The sequence below is a fragment of the Nostoc sp. C96 genome, from assembly GCF_059384975.1.
Window position 1 is genome coordinate 367,501 of the sequence record NZ_CM182020.1, and the last position, 19,938, is coordinate 387,438.

At 38.5% G+C, this 19,938-nt stretch carries 12 protein-coding genes and 1 tRNA gene (1 of these 13 only partly in view); 4 read left to right on the forward strand and 9 right to left on the reverse strand.

Translation table 11 applies throughout. The features are described 5' to 3' along the window. On the forward strand, positions 1–1,051 hold the 3' portion of the coding sequence (locus AC504W_RS01515; RefSeq protein WP_494878521.1) for an aldehyde dehydrogenase family protein. Its footprint begins 446 nt before the window's first position; the window shows 1,051 of its 1,497 coding nt (coding positions 447–1,497); its start codon lies off the left edge, out of view; the stop codon is at positions 1,049–1,051. Positions 1,052–1,182: 131 nt separating this feature from the next. Here the strand turns inward: AC504W_RS01515 and AC504W_RS01520 are convergent, their stop codons facing one another. Beyond that, the gene (locus tag AC504W_RS01520) at positions 1,183–3,285 is read right to left on the reverse strand and encodes a tetratricopeptide repeat protein (protein ID WP_494875895.1); all 2,103 of its coding nucleotides are present in this window, start codon (positions 3,283–3,285) and stop codon (positions 1,183–1,185) included. Positions 3,286–3,680: 395 nt separating this feature from the next. On the opposite strand from AC504W_RS01520, the gene AC504W_RS01525 reads away from it, so the two are divergent. After that, positions 3,681–6,251 (forward strand): PAS domain-containing hybrid sensor histidine kinase/response regulator, encoded by a 2,571-nt coding sequence (locus tag AC504W_RS01525; RefSeq protein WP_494875896.1) that lies wholly within the window; start codon positions 3,681–3,683, stop codon positions 6,249–6,251. A gap of 123 nt (positions 6,252–6,374) precedes the next feature. Here AC504W_RS01525 and gltX read toward each other — a convergent pair whose 3' ends face one another. From gltX to AC504W_RS01560, 7 genes are all read right to left on the reverse strand, one after another. Further along, positions 6,375–7,814, reverse strand: coding sequence for a glutamate--tRNA ligase (gltX, locus tag AC504W_RS01530; protein WP_494879517.1), 1,440 nt, complete (start codon positions 7,812–7,814; stop codon positions 6,375–6,377). Positions 7,815–8,040: 226 nt separating this feature from the next. Then, positions 8,041–8,114 (reverse strand) — tRNA-Asp (locus AC504W_RS01535). Between the two features lie 158 nt (positions 8,115–8,272). Next, positions 8,273–9,799: a serine/threonine protein kinase gene (locus AC504W_RS01540; protein ID WP_494875897.1), complete on the reverse strand. Its 1,527-nt coding sequence runs from the start codon at positions 9,797–9,799 to the stop codon at positions 8,273–8,275. A gap of 64 nt (positions 9,800–9,863) precedes the next feature. After that, positions 9,864–11,453, reverse strand: a complete 1,590-nt coding sequence (locus tag AC504W_RS01545; protein ID WP_494875899.1) for a serine/threonine protein kinase — start codon at positions 11,451–11,453, stop codon at positions 9,864–9,866. 349 nt (positions 11,454–11,802) lie between these two features. Further along, the gene (locus tag AC504W_RS01550) at positions 11,803–12,978 is read right to left on the reverse strand and encodes an esterase-like activity of phytase family protein (protein ID WP_494875901.1); all 1,176 of its coding nucleotides are present in this window, start codon (positions 12,976–12,978) and stop codon (positions 11,803–11,805) included. Between the two features lie 103 nt (positions 12,979–13,081). After that, complete coding sequence (locus tag AC504W_RS01555) at positions 13,082–13,729, reverse strand: DUF642 domain-containing protein (protein ID WP_494875903.1); 648 nt, start codon at positions 13,727–13,729, stop codon at positions 13,082–13,084. 204 nt (positions 13,730–13,933) lie between these two features. Next, entirely contained in the window at positions 13,934–15,424 is a 1,491-nt protein-coding gene (locus AC504W_RS01560) for a TM0106 family RecB-like putative nuclease (protein WP_494875905.1), read from the reverse strand. Between the two features lie 189 nt (positions 15,425–15,613). Here AC504W_RS01560 and AC504W_RS01565 point away from each other — a divergent pair, with 189 nt between their 5' ends. Further along, positions 15,614–16,801, forward strand: coding sequence for an aminotransferase class V-fold PLP-dependent enzyme (locus AC504W_RS01565; RefSeq protein WP_494875906.1), 1,188 nt, complete (start codon positions 15,614–15,616; stop codon positions 16,799–16,801). Between the two features lie 90 nt (positions 16,802–16,891). Then, positions 16,892–17,980, forward strand: coding sequence for a glycosyl transferase (locus AC504W_RS01570; RefSeq protein ID WP_494875907.1), 1,089 nt, complete (start codon positions 16,892–16,894; stop codon positions 17,978–17,980). Here the strand turns inward: AC504W_RS01570 and AC504W_RS01575 are convergent, their stop codons facing one another. Next, positions 17,981–19,906, reverse strand: coding sequence for a hypothetical protein (locus tag AC504W_RS01575; RefSeq protein WP_494875908.1), 1,926 nt, complete (start codon positions 19,904–19,906; stop codon positions 17,981–17,983). It abuts the gene before it with no gap. Positions 19,907–19,938: the final 32 nt, after the last annotated feature.

Sequence of the window (19,938 nt, forward strand, 5' to 3'; positions counted from 1 at the left end):
AATTACACCGTGGAATTTCCCTGTGGCTATTCCTTGCTGGAAAGCTCTGCCAGCTTTAGTATGCGGTAATACCGTCGTCCTCAAACCCGCAGAAGATACTCCTGCTTGTGCAACGAAACTGGTAGAAATTTTCGCCGCCGCAGGTTTACCAGCCGGTGTAATTAACTTAGTGCATGGTGTTGGTGAAGAAGTCGGTAAAGCCCTAGTCGAACATCCCAATGTTGATTTAGTTTCTTTCACTGGTTCTTCGGAAACAGGTGCTTTTGTGGGCGCAACTTGCGGACGCACTCACAAGCGTGTCTGTTTGGAGATGGGCGGCAAAAATGCTCAAGTTGTGATGGAAGATGCAGACTTAGGACTGGCTTTAGACGGTGCTGTTTGGGGGGCTTTTGGGACAACTGGGCAACGTTGTACAGCTACGAGTCGGCTAATATTGCATCGTGACATTAAAGAAGAGTTTACGGCTATGCTGTATGAGCGTGCTAGTAAGTTACGCTTGGGTGCTGGTAATGACCCAAATACAGAAATTGGGCCGATAATCAATCAAAAGCAACTGCAACGGGTGAATGAATATATGAACATCGCCCGTGAAGAAGGGGCAAAAATATTAATTGGTGGGGGAATAACTAGTGAAGGACAACTAAAAGAGGGGAATTTCTTTTTGCCAACGATTTTAGATAATGTTACACCAGATATGCGCGTTGCCCGTGAAGAGATATTCGGGCCTGTGGTGGCATTAATTGAGATTAATTCTTTTGAAGAAGCGATCGCTATTCTCAATGATACTAATTACGGTCTTTCTTCTTCAATTTATACCCGCGATATTAACCGGGCGTTTACCGCAATGCGCGACATTGAAGCAGGTATTACCTATATTAATGGCCCGACTATTGGCGCAGAGGTACATTTACCTTTTGGTGGTGTGAAACAAACAGGTAACGGACACCGAGAAGCCGGAACCACAGCTTTAGATGTGTTCACAGAATGGAAGAGTGTGTATGTTGACTTTTCTGGTAGTTTACAACGCGCTCAAATAGATAATCGAAGTTAGTCCACAGGAACGGAACCCAACATTATCCAAACTTTGTTGGGTTTCGCTATCCCTAGGATTTAACCTAATTTCTCTGATTATCTGCGTAGCCTGCGGTGAGCCACTAACGCTACATCCGCGTCCATCTGCGGTTAATTTGCATTAGGTATCGTGGGAACATTGATGGGTTTTGATTTATCTTTGTGTAGTTGATTCTCAGCTTGATTACGTGCAGCGATCGCTTCTTGATAATCTGGCTTATATTTAATAGCTTGATTATAAGATGCGATCGCTTCTGGATAGCGGTTTAAATTGAGTAAGGCATTGCCTCGGCTATACCAACTTTCGTAATGTTTGGGGTTGTAGCGTAATGCTCTATTATAAGCTGCGATCGCTTCTGGATATTTCTGCAAATTATATTGAGAATTTCCCAAACTGTACCACAGTTGATCATCGTTGCGTTTAATACTTGCGGCTTTATTATAAGCTGTAATTGCGTCTGCGTAGCGTTGCAATTGATGTTGTGACCAACCAATATTATACCACGCTTGATAGTTATCTGAATCATTTTTGATTACTTGGTTAAATGATTCTACTGCTTCTGCATAGCGTCGTAAAGTGATGAGAACATTGCCTCTCGATAACCAAGCTGGATAATAACTCGGCTGGTATTGTACCGCTTTATCATAAGCTGTAAAAGCATCTTCGTAGCGGTTTAAATTTACCAAAGCATTGCCTCGATTATACCAAGCTTGGTAATAATCAGATTTAATTTCTAGGGCTTTATTGTAGGCGGTGATCGCTTCATCATAATTTTTTAAATTTTGCCACGCCAAGCCTTTACTATACCAAGCTTCGACATAATCTGATTTTAAATCTATGGCTTTATCGTAAGCTTTAATTGCGTTATCATATTGCTTTAATTCGCTAAATACTTCACCCTTCGCATTCCAAACTTCTGGGTAATCATCGTGGAGTTGTAAAGCTTTATCAAAAGCTGCGATCGCTTCTGGATAGCGTTGTAATTTTTGTAAGGTAAAACCTCTACCACTCCAAGCATCTACATAATCTGGCTGAATTTGAATTGCCTTTTCATAAGCAGTCAGAGCTTCATCATACTGCTTTAATTTAAATAATGTTTTACCTTGACCATTCCAGCCTTGAGCATAATCTGGTCTAATATTCACTGCCTCTTTGTATGCTGATAAAGCATCTTGATAGCGTTGTAATTCAAACAGGGTATTTCCTTGCTTTGATAATTCTATTGCATTATTAGCATTAATTTTATTCACCACAAATAAAGATGCTATGCCAGTAATTCCTAATAAAAAAATAGCCCAGAATAATTTAACAACTAAACTTTTATCAGACTTGCCAACCTTAAGTTTTTTTGGCAAAAGTTTAGGAGATATATTAACGGTTTTATTCTCAGGCTGATTAATTTTTTTTAATGCTTCTAATGCTACTCTTGCTGAAGTATACCTTTGCCGAAAATCATAACAAATCATTTTATTTAAAAATCTGGATAACTCTGGTGAAACTTGCACTTTATTTTCCCAAATAATTTCATTCGTTTCGGCATCTTTTTCTAGTTCTTCAACAGGTAATCCAGTTAAAGCTTGTATTGCAATCATCCCCACTGCATAGATATCACTGCTAAATTTTGGTGTACCTTGCGCCTGTTCGCTAGGCAGATAACCAGGAGTACCAATTGCAACGGTAGCCTTTGTTTGTCCTTCGGGCGTTACTACTTGAGTAGTGATTTGTTTCACAGCCCCAAAATCTATTAAAATTAACTTGTTATCATCATCCCGCCTGAGTAAATTGCGGGGATTAACATCACGATGAATAACATTTTGTTGATGAACGAATTCTAATATTTCTAATATTTCTTGTAAGAGTAAGATAACTTGGTCTTGATTGAAAGTTTTTCCTGGAACCAACTCTTTACTTAAATCATGACCAGGGATAAATTCTTGTACAAGATAAAATTCGGCATTCTCTTCAAAATATGCTAACAGTTGGGGAATGCGATCATGCGTGCCTAATTTATAAAGAACTTGAGCTTCTGTGTCAAATAAACGCCTAGCTATCTCTAATGTGGCTGCATTGCTAACTTGGGGTTTGAGTTGCTTGACAACACATTGCGGCGAACCTGGAAGTTGAGTGTCACAAGCTACAAAGGTTTCACCAAATCCCCCACCTCCCAAATGGCTAATAATTTGGTATCTTCCAACAAGTGTGTTTCCCAGCATTTCGTTTGCCTAGCTAAATGCAACGCAGTCTGATTCCAATATTGACACAAGGAAAAGTATGAAGTGTAAAATTTGGCCTTTTGACCATTGACAAAAAACTATTGACTAATTCCCATAATTTTGATTCGCGATCGCCTGCATTATCCTAGCAAAGCAATCGTCAATTATTGGTTGATGGGCATTAATCTTGGGGAACTTCAGTTAGACCTGAGTTGAAATTAATTGGGGTAAATGAAGCGATCGCCTAGCCTGATAAATTGAACATATACCTTGCGGCTGAATACTTTATGTACCCAGTGAGAGATTGTATTTTTGCCCAAAAAAATCCATACTCATTCACACGATAGGGTCTCTGCCGTGTCAATTGAGATTATTTATTGCAAGTGGTTTTCAAGATGCCAGACCATGATCGAGATGAATTAGCAGCTTTACGGCAGCGTGTTGCAGAGTTAGAACATTTAGAAATTCACTATCAGTGTCAGCAAGTTGCACTTGAGGTGCAATTAATTGAACTACAAGCAAAACTGACAACAGCAAATATTAATCCTCATAGTCAAGCAGATATGGCATGGACGCTGCAACAACTTCAACAAGAAAAAGCTGAAAGAAAACAAGTTGAAGTCGCCCTACAAGAAAGTGAACAACTCTTGAGATTGGCTATAGATGCTGCTTGGATGGGTTTTTGGGACTGGGATATTTTTACCGATAAATTAATTTGGTCGGAAAGTCATGAACTGCTATTTGGTTTAACTCCAGGTAGCTTTGAACGCACTTACCCCGCCTTTTTAGCTTGTCTGCATCCTGAAGATAGAAAATCTGTCACGATAAATATTACTGCTGCTTTATCAAACAAAACTGACTATAAAGACGAATTTCGGATTATCTGGCCTGACCAAAGCCTGCATTGGATTTCTTCTCAGGGAAAATTTTACTATGACGAGCAGGGACAGGCGGTGCGGATGTTCGGCGTATGTATGGATATTACTGGATATAAACAGACAGAAGAAAACACTCGCCAACTCACCAGCCAAGTTCAAGAACAAGCAAATTTGTTAAATGCTATTTTGGCAACGTCCGTAGATCATATTTATATATTTGATCGCACAGGTCGCCATCAGTATATTAGTCATGGTGGCGCGGCTATCTTAGGCTTACAACCCCAGGAACTTTTGGGTAAAACCTTACGAGACTTGAATTTACCGAATGATTTTGCTGAACAAGTGGAAACTCAGCAACAAGCTGTAATGGAATCTGGAGAATCAGTCAAGGATGAATGTCAACTACTCACAATCGAAGGATTGCGTGACTACGAATATATTCTCACGCCCTTACGCAATCATACTCAAAGCATTGAAGGTGTAATTATCGTCTCGCGTGATATTACTGCACATAAAAAAGTTGAACAGTCGTTACGAGAAAGCGAAGCTCGATTCCGCCGCTTGTTTGAGTCTAACTTGATAGGCGTAGCTTTTTGGAATATGGAAGGCTATATTACTGATGCCAACGATGCTTATTTACAATTAGTTGGTTACACCCGTGATGAGTTTGCGGTTGTAGGGAAAATTGATTGGCGAGAACTCACACCAGCAGAATATCTAATTTTAGACAATCACGCCCTAGCAGAAGTCCAAAAAAACGGAGTTTCGCAGATTTACGAAAAAGAATATATCCACCGCAACGGTCAGCGAGTAGCGGTAGTTTTAGGAATAGCGTTGTTAGCCGACTGTCAAGACAGGGGTGTGGCTTTTGTTTTAGATATTAGCGATCGCAAACGCGCTGAACAAGAACGCGATCGACTCTTACAAACAGAACGCATCGCCCGTCAAGAAGCAGAATTTGCTAACCGCATTAAAGATGAATTTCTCGCGGTTCTCTCCCACGAACTGCGGACTCCACTCAACCCAATTTTAGGCTGGGCGAAATTGCTGCGAAATCGTCAGTTTGATGAAAAAACTACGAAACAAGCTTTAGAAACTATTGAACGCAACGCCAAATTACAAACTCAATTAATTGAAGATTTATTAGATGTTTCGCGCATCCTGCAAGGAAAATTAAGCTTAAATGTCTGTCCAGTAAGTTTGGTAATGGTTGTGCAAGCAGCGTTAGAAACAGTACGCTTGGCAGCAGAAGCCAAATCTATGCAAATTCATACCGTGTTTGACCCTAATATCGGTCAAGTTATGGGTGATCCAAATCGCTTACAACAAGTGGTGTGGAATTTACTTTCCAATGCAGTTAAGTTTACCCCAGCATCTGGACAGATAGAAATTCAAGTTAAAGAAATTGATGGTCAAGCGCAAATTCAAGTTAGTGATACGGGAAAAGGCATTAGACCAGAATTTTTACCATTCGTCTTTGATTATTTTCGTCAAGCAGATGGGACTACAACCCGGAAATTTGGCGGCTTGGGTTTAGGATTGGCGATTGTCCGTCAGGTAGTAGAAATGCACGGCGGTACAGTTAAGGCAGACAGCCCCGGTGAGGGCTTGGGTGCTACCTTTACAGTGAGGATACCTTTGTTAGTGATTAACGAACCAGTCAAGCGAGGAGAGAATGAATTTTTATCTTCTGAGTCTGAATCTCCCCATCTTGCCGGTATCAAAGTTTTAGTAGTGGATGACGAACCTGATATCCGCGACTTAATTACGTTTATTTTGCATGATTATGGTGTGGATGTTACCGCAGTCACATCCGCAACCGCAGCCCTAAATGAACTGTCGCAGTCCTTACCTGATATCTTGATTAGTGATATTGGAATGCCCGAAGTAGACGGTTATATGCTAATTCGTCAATTACGCCAGCGATCGCCCCAACAAGGCGGAAATGTCCCCGCGATCGCCCTCACAGCCTACGCTGGGGAAATAAACCAACAGCAAGCACTCACATCCGGATTTCAATTGCACATACCCAAGCCAGTCGATCCAGATGCTCTAGTAAGTGCGATCGCTAGTTTAGTTAAGCGTTAGCTACAGCAAGGTCTATTGTCTAGCCGCGATTTCTCTATGGCTAGGGCTTGGTGCAAGATATGAGCATACACCCTTGCACCCTTACACCCCTGTCTTTCTTGAAAGTAAAGACGCTATGACAAATTACAAACTCATTGCTTGATTCAATCTTGACTTATCTAAACCAAGATGATTTAACAGTAACCAAGATTGGATCAGGTCGGGGCCATGAACATCTCCAGTTAAAGCGACTCGGAGCGATCGCATCACTAAGCCTTTCTTCACGTTCTGTTCTTTAACCACCTGTTTAATTATGTCTTGAGCAACAACTTCAGTTAGTTGGGACTGATTTTCTAAGGCGGCGAGTATCCCACTCAAAACAGCACTAGCACCTTCTTGTTGCAGTTGTTTACTGCCCTCTTCGCTCAATTCTACAGTGTCGCTGAAAAACAATTTACCCATTTCTACAGCATCTACTAAGCGAGTCATGCTAGGGCCAATTAAAGCGACTAACTGCTCTAACCAAGGACGTTCTCGCCCTTCCGCAACTGGGTAGCCAGCTTCTTGCCAATAGGGAATCAGTAAATCTGTGAGTTGATCTACTGGCATATTGTGGATGTATTGACTGTTCAACCAATCGAGTTTTGCCCAGTCAAATTTAGCACCTGCCTTATTGACTCTGTCAAAGGTGAAAACTTTGCCAGCCTCTACTAAAGTAAATATTTCTTGAGTAGACTCTGGTGGCGACCAGCCTAACAAAGTCATATAATTTACCAAAGCTTCCGCTGTAAAGCCCATTTTTTGAAAGTCAGAAATAGAAGTTACTCCATCTCGCTTTGATAACTTGCGCCCATCCATGTTCAAAATTAGTGGTGAATGGGCAAATTCTGGGATGTTTGCGCCTAAAGCTTCGTATAACAGAATTTGTTTAGCGGTGTTAGCAATGTGGTCTTCGCCCCGGATGATATGGGTGATTTGCATATCAATGTCATCGATCACCACGACAAAGTTATACAGTGGTTGACCAATGCCATCTTCTGAGGCACGCGCAATTACCATATCACCACCCAGGTCACTACCCCGCCAAACCATTTTGTCGCGTACTAGGTCATTCCAGACAATTTCGCGGTCATCATCAATTTTGAAGCGGATGACAAAGTTACGCCCTTCAGCTTTGAAAGCAGCTTCTTGTTCTGGGGTGAGGTGACGATGACGGTTGTCGTAGCGGGGGGCTTCGCCTCTAGCTTTTTGGGCTTCCCGCAGTGCCTCTAATTCTTCTGAGGTGGTGTAGCAACGATAAGCTAAACCTTGATCTAAAAGCTTTTGTACTGCTGTTTTGTAAAGGTCTAAACGTTGGGATTGGAAAAAAGGGCCTTCATCCCAATTCAGTCCCAGCCAGCGTAAGCCAGCAAGGATATTATCTGTGTATTCGGGGCGCGATCGCTCTAAATCTGTGTCTTCGATGCGTAAAATAAACTTGCCACCGTGGTGGTGGGCAAATAGCCAATTGAATACAGCAGTTCTGGCTGTACCAATATGTAAATTTCCAGTTGGGCTTGGCGCAATACGGACTCTAACAGTCACAGTTAATTCTCTCTTTCACAAAAGCATGATCAATATAACAAGTGCTGAGTCACTCAGGTTCATATACCTGTGGCAAGTGACACTTTAGAAGTGTAGGTTTTCACTCTCACTTTGACTTCCCTCTCGGAGCTGAGTATTAAACTAATGTCAGAGGATTCAAAAATAACAGGCTAATTATAAATAACGCTTACATTAGCAATTGCTATTAACTAATTTGGTTTTTTAACGGGACTGACGGGGCTCGAACCCGCAACTTCCGCCGTGACAGGGCGGTGCTCTAACCAATTGAACTACAGTCCCTTAATTTGCAACTTTATTACTGTCGCACTTTTCTTTTGATTTGTCAAGTATTTTTTGCTTTTTTGTTTACCTAAGCTTTTAGGGCTGCGATTTTTACTCAACAGTTTATTATTATAACGTTTAAACGAATTTTTGCAAGTGGTCTTTTATATAACTTTCTAAGTTGTTGAAGCAGCCACAATCTTTGATTTAGAGGATAAATGTTCTAGGATATGAACTTGTATTTGTTTATACTGCTGTTTTAACAAATTCTTACTGTTCAAGGCTTGATCGGACTGAGGCTGGCTTTTACTTTGTTCAATCCACTGTTTTAATCTTTGTCGTTGGGTATTAATAATGTGAGTGTTCAAAACAGTGACACAGCTATGAGGTGCTTCCAAGGTAAAGCAAATTAAGGAATAGCGTCCATGTTCTATTAAACGAGAAACCAGTTCTTGGTTTTGAGGATTCTGCATATCTAAGTAGCAAGGTAGCCATTTCGAGCCAATTTCTGGATCGTGGAGGAGGGTGATCCACAGCAGCATTGGGTGTGGTGCTGTAATAAAAACAAAATGGTTGTAACGCTGACACAAAACTCGTTTTTTGATTTCTTGTTTAGGTAACATCAGCCACAAGGCTGGCAAATTGCCTTGTGACTGGTCTAAAACTTGGGGAAATACAATTTCTTGAATGGGTTTATTTTGTGGCCATCGCAGTTGTTCAAAGTTTGTTTTTAGTACTGGAGGCAAATCAGCCCCAAAAGTCAAACTAGGGTTATATTGTGATGCTAAAGGTGTGGGTAAACTCTGACAACTCGACTTTTCGAGACTATCTAGAACTTGCAGAATTTCTGTCATATTTTGAGGGCGATCGCTTGGTTTTTTAGCCAAGCAAGCCATGATGAGATTATTGAGTTGTTGGGGTAATTTGAGTTGGGGGCTAACATTTGCGATCGCCTTTGGTGCTTCAAAGTTATGTGCTTTATACCAAGCCCCAAATAAATCTGTTTCTGGCTGCCAAGGTTTAGCACCTGTCAGCATCTCAAACATCATCACACCTAAACTATAAATATCCGAGCGACTATCAATTTCTGTGCCTTCTAACTGTTCCGGAGAACAGTATGGCAAGGTGCCATGAAAACCTTTATTAGTATTAATACTGTTCGTATAATTAATAAATTTAGCAATCCCGAAATCAAGAATTTTAATTAATCTTCCTAAAATTGGATCAGGCAAGACTAATATATTAGCGGGTTTAACATCTCTATGAACTAATTGATAAATTTTGCCATCAATATTAATACCTTGATGGGCGCATTGTAAACCTAAACAAATCTGACGCGTTAACGTCAAAAACTTAGGTATAGGCATAGGTATTAAATCTTTTAAACTTTTACCATTAAGATATTCCATCACATAAAATGGCTTACCTTCGGCACTCACACCATAATCGTAGGCTCGCACAATATGGAGACTTTTTTGACTTAAAGCTGCACTTAACATTGCTTCCCTTGCAAAGTCTTGCTGCATTTTTTCATCACAAAATGTTTGAGTTAAAAATTTGACGGCAACAGGTGTTCCACCTAGTAAAATATCATCTGCTAAAAAAACTTCACCCATGCCACCACTACCAATCAACTGTTTAAGCTGATAGCGATTGGCCAGCAATCCTGTAATGTGTGGAGAGATGAATGCACTTTGATTCACTTTTACAACCTCTAATATTGCCGTAATTAAATAACTACAAATTCACTCCATCTCAAATTTATTTTTAAGAACGTGATATAATTTGGAGGATTTTATCAAATAGTTGAGATAACCAAGCTCTAAAACCAAGTTTGGCAATTTGTTGTCTTTCTACTAATTTTTGTAAAATTTCTGATTTTAAGTTTAGGTATTCTGCTTTCAAAATAGTTTTAGCTTGTTCAGATGCGATCGCCTCATGAGATTTTTCCTCTAATTCCAGCCAATCAGTAAGTTGCTGTCTTTGCTTGGCTGTCAGAGTTAAGGTCATCACATTAGCACATTGAGTTGGTTCTTCCAGAGCGAAAAATAGTAGATGATAGTAACCTCTATCTGCTAAAAGTTTAGCAATTCTCTGACCTCTATTATCTTTTAAATCTAAGAAATAAGATAGCCATTTAGTCAGAGAGAATTGAGCATTGTATAGAACTGTAACCCATAACAGCATGGGGTATAAATTCATTTTGTCAATAAATTCTGTACTGTGATATTTATCAGAAAAATTAGTAATTTCTTGTTTAGGTAACATTGCCCAAAAAGTTGGGATAACTCCTTGGGTAGTATGTAATAAATGTGGAAAACCAATAGATGCAATTGGTTTATTTTTAGGCCATGTTTTTTGTAAACATTCTTTTTCAGAAATTGAAGTTACTGGTACTAAGGTAACAGGAGATGAAACGCTATCATTTTCGAGCGAAAAATCTCTGGCAACCTGTCGTTTAATTTTCTCTAGAACTACTAAAACTTGACTAATAGTTTGAGGGCGTTCATTAACTTCTTTAGCTAAACAAGTTAGTAATAATTTTTTTAATACTTGAGGTATTTTGACTTCGGGATTTACTTGTTCTGGTGTTGGTGGAGCTTGAAAACGATGCGCTTGATACCAGCTACCAAAGGTATTACTTTCTATTTGAAATGGATGTTTACCTGTCAACATTTCAAACATTAATACACCCAAACTGTAAATATCAGAACGGACATCTAGAAGTTTACGTCCTTCCATGTGTTCTGGAGAGCAATAAGGCAAACTCCCAATAAAAGAATCAGTCAGGGTCATCCCACTGCGTTCTGTTAAAAATTTAGCAATGCCAAAATCAAGAATTTTAACAATTTCGCCGTGTTTGCCATCATCAATAATAAATATATTTTCTGGCTTAATATCTCGATGAACAATCGGATAAATTTCTCCTTTAAGGCTGATACCTTGATGAGCGCACTGTAAACCTAAACAAATTTGCTGGCAAATGTCGACAAACTTGACAAGTGTTAATGGTTGTACTTTAAGAATCTGCTTGAGGTTTTTACCTTGCAGATATTCCATGACATAAAAAGGTGTTTTATCATCTGTCATGCCATAGCTTAATACCTGAACAATATTTTTGCTTTTACGACCTAACTGAGCGCCAATAAAAATTTCTCTGGCAAAACGTTGCGATATTTGCTGGTTTCCTAGACTTAGCATTAAAATTTTGACAGCTACTAAAATTCCGCCCTTAGCTGCATCTTCTGCTAAGTAAACCCTACCCATACCGCCTTTACCAATTAAATCTTTTATTAAATAGCGATTATTTAAAAACTTTCCAATATAAACATCTATTTCGGTTTTAGGCACTACCATATTTGGAAATGTTACGCTATAAAATTTTTGGATACATATTGCTCAAGGTTTAATTGTAACCATGAATAATTTCACTAATTTTAGAGAATCAATTATAAAGTATAAAACTCACTTTAAAAGGCAATAAAGGTTTAATAAAAGAGTGAATGATTTTTCTGCAAAATTGCTTAAACATTATGTAACATATTAATTAAGCAAAATAAATGAGGAAATCCACTGAAACGAAAGAGGATCTGAAGGTGGTACCTCTCTAATAACAGTAAATCTACGGTTAATAGTGATAATTACTGAAAATATTTTCAAAAGCGATCGCCTGAAAATTAATGCAAATCTCCTGATAATTTAGCAATTAGGAAAAATTTAATATCCGGCGAAACCATCTGATAATTAGTGGTTCAATTTTAAGTTGAAAAGCTAAAAACTGAGTACGTTGTAGAGAATTAAAATTATTATCGCTGACAAGAATTAATGAACGCTGTCTATTAGGTAGCCAAGGGCCGAGTGTTAACCCTTCAATATTATCTAGGGCTACATCCAATGTTCGCAAATCTAATAAGAGTTTTTTTGTAACTGGGCGAATATTTTGGGAGTTGGTTAAAAGGCTACTGATATTGTGAATATCATCAGCATCGGCTAAGGAAACTTGAAATAGAAAAATGGCAAATCCTAAACCAGTAAAAGACCTTTCTATACTCAAGAAGTGTCCTTGATTATCTAAGGCGAGTAAATCGGGTAAGCCACTAGCAAATCTACCCGTTATGTCTAGTAAGGGTGCAACTGGTTCAGTTTGGTATAAGAATTCCCTTTCAGGTTGCTGAGTAAGCAGGTTATATTGCAAAATTCGGCAAGGTGTACCAACATTTGGTTTCGCCACTGACCCATCTTGAATTAAGGCATTTTCATTTGCGGTGAATAAATGCTGATTGTTGGGTGTAATAGTCAGGCTTTCAAACGCCAAATTATTACGTATACCAGTTTTACCCCTTTTATCTGGCAAGAACTTTTTTGGTATAGGTAGTGTTGTAATTGTTTTACCAGAAGATAAGGAAAACTCTTGAATAAAAGGATTAATTAATTTTTCAACATCACCTTCAGAAGATATGAAGACAGTATCTTTATCAGTTAAAGCAATCCCTTCTGTATCGGTTGTTGTTGGCGGAAAGTTTTGACCATTTTGATTTAACAGCATTGTTACCCCAACAGGCATAACATCACCGTTTTCTAGCAAACCTTTACTCAAATTAATTTTTAAAGTATAGAACCTTGCAGGAGCTTTTTGCCCTCGGTCATCGGAAATAGCATAATAAAGGTCATTTTTAGCATCATAAGTAATGCCTGATAAACCACCAACTTCGGTTTTTTGGAAAGATAATCCTTTGGATAATGTGGCTTCTCCGATGAAATCAATGCTGCTGATTTCAACAGTATGGGTGGAAAAATTTATAATTAAAAGTATGCTAATTAAAATAGCAATTCCTACATAAAAAATCTTGGGAATGTCCCAGATTTTTCTCACTATTTTCATATTGGTAATTCTACAAGAGCAGGCGATCGCAGTTTTAATGCAAAAAGGTACGTGAATGAAATATCACGTACCCTACAATATCAGGCGATCGCACTTTCCTTAATTAAGCATGTTTACGCTTGATAGCTGAACTAGCCCCAAAAACACCTACCATTAGCACGCCCAGGATAGATCCTGCTTCAGGAACAGCCACGGCTACAACACTAACATCATCAATGTAAGTTCCGCGGGTATTAGACAACTCACCAAAGTTATCAAACCGTAAAGTGGTTATAGTGTCATTGGCTACTAAATTGTAAGTAAAAACGTTCCAATTTGTGTTAGAACGCCCCGCACCACTAGCTGTTAAATTTGCTACGGTCGCTCCATCCCAAAAAACATTCAGTCTATTGTCTCTCTCCCCAGGACGTGGTGAAAAGGCAAAACTCAACTGATACTGACGACCCACAACTGTCGAGATATTCTGGAAAATTCCCGATGTAGCCCTACCGTCTAGCTCGGCAAATTGACTACCAGCAAATGGACTCCCAGCAACATTATCTTGAATCTCAATACCAGCACCGGGAGCAGAGTCAGGCGTAAGACTCCATCCTGGAATAGGGTTAATGGTTGAGTAGCTTCTGGGACGAATGTCAGGGGATTCAAAACTACCGTTAACAAGTAAGTTTAAACTAGCGGCTGATGCTGATCCAGCTATTACCAGAGACATCAATGCAGCGCTAGATGCAGTTATTAACAGTTTTTTAAGCATATTTTTGTTGTATTTTGTTGCCTGATTTTGCAATAACTTGAGATGTTACCAATTAATAGGGTTGATAATTATAATCCGAAATAATACGCAATCTTCACCTAAAGCAGACACATACCCTTGATTAATCCAGAAATTGGCTTAACCAGTAAAATGTCTGAACAATCAAATACTAAGGAATTTTACGGGTACTGTCAATCTATACAATTAGGAGCTTTTAGGTATTGCTACTTGATGGGCATTTTGAAAAAAATTTGCCAGCCAATCTTTCACGCTACGAGTAGCATGGCAGTCATCTTCGTTGTAGCGTTGGATGATGTCTAAGAAAGAGCGATCGCCTGTTTCCAACCATTGATCATACCAGTAAATGCACTTAGCACCACTAGCTTCTTTATTACGCCACTCAAAATCCAGCCATCGGGCAATCACTTTTAGGGCGTAACTTTCTACAGGTAAGGCGACACTTTGAATTAATTGTTCGTATACATCGACAAATCTATAAAGAACAGGATTAACTAAAGATTTCGGCGTACGATATAGCTTGGCTAATCGTTTGACTGTATCAAATTCGTAAACACAAAAATGATAAATTGGCGCGTCAGGATATTGCCAAACTAAGTCGAGAAATTGTTGCCAGATCAATTCTTCATCAGCGGGTGTTTCGGCTAAAAACGAATAAAACTGTTGTGTATTGTTTTGTCTATCAACAACTAAAACACCTAAAAGATAATCTAAATCTAAGTCTGGCTGGGCTTCAATATCAAAATACAGTTCTACAGGTGCAGTAAATGCGAGTTCTGTTGGTGGTAGAGACGTTGGTAAAATCAATGGACGTTTTTCGATCACAGCTTGCGCTTGAATGATCAATTTAGTGGCTACTACACTGTCAAATCCAGGTAAATCTTCCAGAATGGTGGGGCTTGCATTAGCCAGAGATTCCAGTGTTGTTAAAGAAAGTTCTTGGAGTTGGGCGTAGCGCACAGGTGTAACGCCTGGTAATAATGAGAGATGTTTTTGTGCTTGGGCGATCGCGTAACATTGACTATGCCAGTGACAAAGATTGCATTTTTGCCGTGAAATAAACATCTCTGGCGGTTCTGATAACTCTAGCGCTTGAATGAACTCCGCCAGAATTTGTAACATCTGTGGTGTCCATTTCGCTAAATCGACGGAATAACTAATGTCTTTGGTACGCAATATCAACCAAGCTTTATCGGGGGTTACTCCTTGCACGGTTGCTAAAGCTTGGGTATGAAATGCCGCCACAACTTGATATTCTTGTTTGGGACGTTTACCCAGTTCCATATTCGCTGGAACATACATCCAATCACCAAAACAAGATTCTCCTGGCTGTTTAATCAGTAAATCTGGACGGCTGAGGATTGTATATTCATCACTAGCTGTTTCTACCCAATCTTGATAATTGCTTAACAGCACTCCATGATAAATATACTCAACTCCCCGTTGCATTAATTCTAAAGTCGCTGCTTGCGCTGCTTCCCTATTTCCAAAAGGATATTGGGGTTGTTCATAGTTAAACTCTGCCAAAATACCGCGATGATAAGCAATTTTGTCTTGTTGCAGTTTAGTCAACAAGTCATTAGGTGCATCTCGCTGGTTTTTGTCAGCATTGATATCTAAAATAGGCCGGCGTTTGCAGCGTTGGTATTGCAGTAAGTGTTCAGCATTAATCAACATTCATTTAAGCTAACAATAATTATGGCTTTCTGGGACTGAGTAAAAGAGAACGGGCAACAAGAATTATTTTTTCCCTAACCTTAAGGGTTTTTTATACCCTGAAAAAAGGGCGCACAGCTATGCGACCTTGCTCATTGGTGGGAAAATGAAACACTAAACGAGTAACAATGTTGATTTTTGGCATTATTTATGACCAGTATTTCTGCTATCCAAACAGATTTGCATCGCCATCAAGAACAATTTCCCGCTTTAGCTAATAAGATTTATTTTAACTATGGTGGACAAGGGCCGTTACCTAAAAAGGCAATGGATGCCATTATCGAAACTGAAACTCATATTCAGCAGCTAGGCCCTTTTGGTAATGAAGTTGGACGCTGGATAGGATCATATACTCAAACTATCAAACAAGCGATCGCATCGGAGTTAAACGCACTATCAGAAACCATCACCCTCACCGAAAATGTGACTGTGGGCTGTAATATTCCTCTGTGGGGAATTGATTGGCATTCTGGCGACCATCTGTTGCTATCTGACTGCGAACATCAAGGGGTAATTGCCGCAGCGAAAGAAATTGGGCGGCGGTTTAATGTGGAAGTTACCACCTGTCCGTTAATGTCAACTTTAAATGAGGGCGACCCTGTAGCGGTTGTTAGCGAAAATTTACGCCCTAATACTCGCTTAGTTATTCTCAGCCACGTCCTTTGGAATACTGGTCAAGTTTTACCGCTGGAAAAGATGATCGAAGTATGCAGAAATAATAATTCTTTAGTATTAGTAGATGCGGCTCAATCTGTGGGTTTATTACCTTTAAATTTAACTGAATTGGGGGCAGATTTTTATGCTTTTACCGGGCATAAATGGTGGTGTGGCCCGGCTGGGGTGGGTGGTTTATATGTTAAACCAGACGCATTAGAAAAACTTGCCCCAACGTTTATTGGTTGGCGTGGTGTAATTAAAGATAGTCAAGGTCAGCCGATAGATTTGTTACCCGATGGACGGAGATATGAAGTCGGGACATCGGCTTATTCATTTTATGCGGGATTGGTGGAGGCGATCGCCCTGCATCAAAAATGGGGTACAGCCGAGGAACGTTATCAGCAAATTTGCCGCAACAGTGAATATCTCTGGCGGAAATTATCAGCCTTACCGCAAATTAAATGTCTGCGAACTTCTCCACCAGAAAGCGGTTTAATTTCGTTTCAATTTGTCCAGCATGATTCTCAAATTAGTTTAAAATTAGTCCAATTTTTAGAGACAAATAGGATATTCACCCGCACAATTGCCAAGCCTGACTGTGTTCGCGCCACCGTTCACTACTTTACTTTAGAGTCAGAAATGGATGAGTTAGTCGAACAAATAGACAAGTTTAGTCAATAGTCATTTCTCAAAAGACTAAATAATTAAAATTTCCGACTTCATACTAGCCTGCGGCAAGCCGCTACGCGTCTACAAACTTCCTACTTTTATATGAAACGCCCAATTTTATACGTAGCCATTACGAATCACGGTTTTGGTCATGCTACTCGTACTGCATCGGTAGCTGCAACTATCCAAAAGTTGTGTCCAGATGTACTTTTAATTATGGTGACGACTGCGCCACGCTGGTTGCTGGAGTCATATATCGAAGGCGATTTTATTCATCGTCCCCGCGCTTTTGATTTAGGGGTGATACAAGCCGATAGTTTAACAATGGATAAAGACGCAACTTTAGCAAAATTATTAGATATTAAAAAGCACCAAAATTCTTTAATTGCTTCCGAAGTTAATTTTATCCGACAAAATCGGGTTGATTTAATCTTGGCTGATATTCCGTTTCTTGCGCCTTTATTTGCCAAAGCCGCAGATATTCCTTGCTGGATGATGAGTAACTTTGGTTGGGATTTAATTTACAGAGATTGGGGAGGTGAATTTATCGCGATCGCAGATTGGATTAGTGAATGTTATTCTAAGTGCGATCGCTTGTTCCGGCTACCATTTCATGAACCAATGCAGGCTTTTAAAAATATTACCGATGTTGGTTTAACAGGTGGTTTACCACGTTATTCTGCTGATGAATTACATACTAATTGGGGCATAACTGCACCACAAGATAAAACTATTTTACTTACCTTTGGCGGCTTAGGTTTACAGCAAATCCCTTACACAAACTTACAAAATTTCCCTGATTGGCAATTTATCACTTTTGACAAATCTGCACCTAATTTACCTAATTTAGTCAAAATTCAAGACAATAAATACCGCCCTGTAGATTTTATGCCAATTTGTGGAAGAGTAGTTTCTAAACCGGGTTACGGAACTTTTTCCGAGGCGACGCGTTTGGATATCCCAATGGTGACAATTCCCCGCGATGATTTTGCCGAAGCCAGTTATCTTTTAGAAGGAATTACTAATTACAATTATCATCAAATTGTTACACCCGCAGAATTTTTTGCAGGTGATTGGAATTTCCTCCATGAAATACCCCAACCACCAAAGCAAACCCAAAAAATTGCCAAGGATGGAAATGAGGCGATCGCTCAAGCTATTATTAATCAAATAGGAAGTAAATCAGAATAACTATTGACGATGAGGATAAACATGGCGCATCTCAAACCGACATTGTTCCCATAGCGGTAATAAAGCCTGTTTTGCCACATTTAATTGCCCTTGAGAATGATTAATTTTCCCATTATCAATTATCCAAATGAACACTCGCGTGATTAAATCTGCCTGTGAACTACTTTCGTATTGACAATTATTTATTTTTGCTACTTGTGTATCTAAGCAATAGATAACATCGTTAAAATTCCAAATTTCTTCTTTGGATATCTCTGCTGAGGGAAGTTTCCAAATGATTTTTTGTAAATTCATTGTGATGTAATCTAAACCTGCGATCGCAGAATCAGTATTTCTCACTAAATCTGTGAATACTTGATAATATTGTTTCAAGGTTGTAGCTGCAATATTTTCAATATATTTTTCTAGCCATACTTGTATATCTCGTAGATAAGGCAATAAATCTTTAATCTCATTCATCTCTCTAATTATTGTATGTTGATTTTGATAATTTAAGATATTTTTATCTAAGTCAAATTCTAAAACTTGAAATTCCTGAGAATAATAATTAATTACTTTGGGAATAAATTTTTCTATCAACCAAGTTTTGGTATATTTGGCTGTCCATGTTCCTCTTATACCAATATCTTCTTGCCACGAATTTAAGTTACTTCTTTCTAAGGTTGCTATGTGGATATCATTAATTTCGTAGAAGATATCAACTTGATTATTAGAAAATGCAGAGTAAGAATTACTCAGGCGCGGCACAATAAAGGTATGGTCACGAATTCCTCGACTGATGCGAATAGAAATATTTCCCTGATCAAATAAATGCCATTCTGATTTTCCTTGAGCATAATTAAATTTTTTTATAAAATTGTGCATAATTTTCCATAGTTTGACATCTATAGAAAATAGGTGAAATCCTCTGACATCAGAGAATTCTACCAATTTAAAATCCCAAGTTTCTAAATTATCTTCAAATTCGATAATTCTCTTTTTATATTCTTGACAAATAGCATCTATACATAAGCATAAGTCTGCTGCTTCTAACTCAGATAAAATAACTGTTGTTTGTCCTAAAGATGCCTCAAATGTGTCTGCATCTATTTGTTTGAGAAAACGACGACAACCCCATTCAGGCTTAGTGTAAAGTCCTGTTATCAATTGTCCTAAAATTTGTGGGTGGGTTAGAGAAATTTTTAAACCTCTTAAAATTATGCTACTAAATTGAATTACACAATCACCTTTGCCAAATGCTTGTGGTAAATTGCATTCAATTAAAACTTTGGGTTTGACAACAATTAAGTGATGACCTGTTTTAAGTAAACAAGGCTCAAATTCAGACTTTTCCAGAATCTTGCCAAATTTCGTATGTCTGCTTAAATATTTCTCTATATTACTAAATTCAGTATAACTAAAGTTTTTTAGTGTAGCTTTATTAGTTTTTTTAAGTGAATCAAAATGAAGTTGATAATAAATATTTTCAGCTACTTGCTTATTTCTCAATGTATCAATTATCGAATCAAATATTAGTTCTTCTCGATGGTAAGGAAAACATTTAAATATTTTAAGACTGTAGCCATTAGTAATTAGCAAAATTAAAGGTTTTAGATAATTACTATAAAATTTAGCTTGATTAATTGCTTCTGAGAAAGATTGTGTATTTGGCGATAAATAAATAACAATTACTAATGATGTGGATACATTTTGTTGAATAACATCATCGGTTGCAAAATAAATTTGAGCATTTTTAAGTTGCTTGGCTGGATTATCTAAATTATTTGTTAAAGCATACTTACTCTGCCGACAGGAATCTGGATAACCTAAATGCTGAAACATCGGCAAAATAAACTTTTTTTCTACATCTTCTACGGTTTGTAAAATCAGAATATCAAAAACTTGTATCCACTTAATAAATAATTGCAGCGAGTCAGGAATATACATTAGAGAATCCACTGCTTGTATAAATTTGCCTT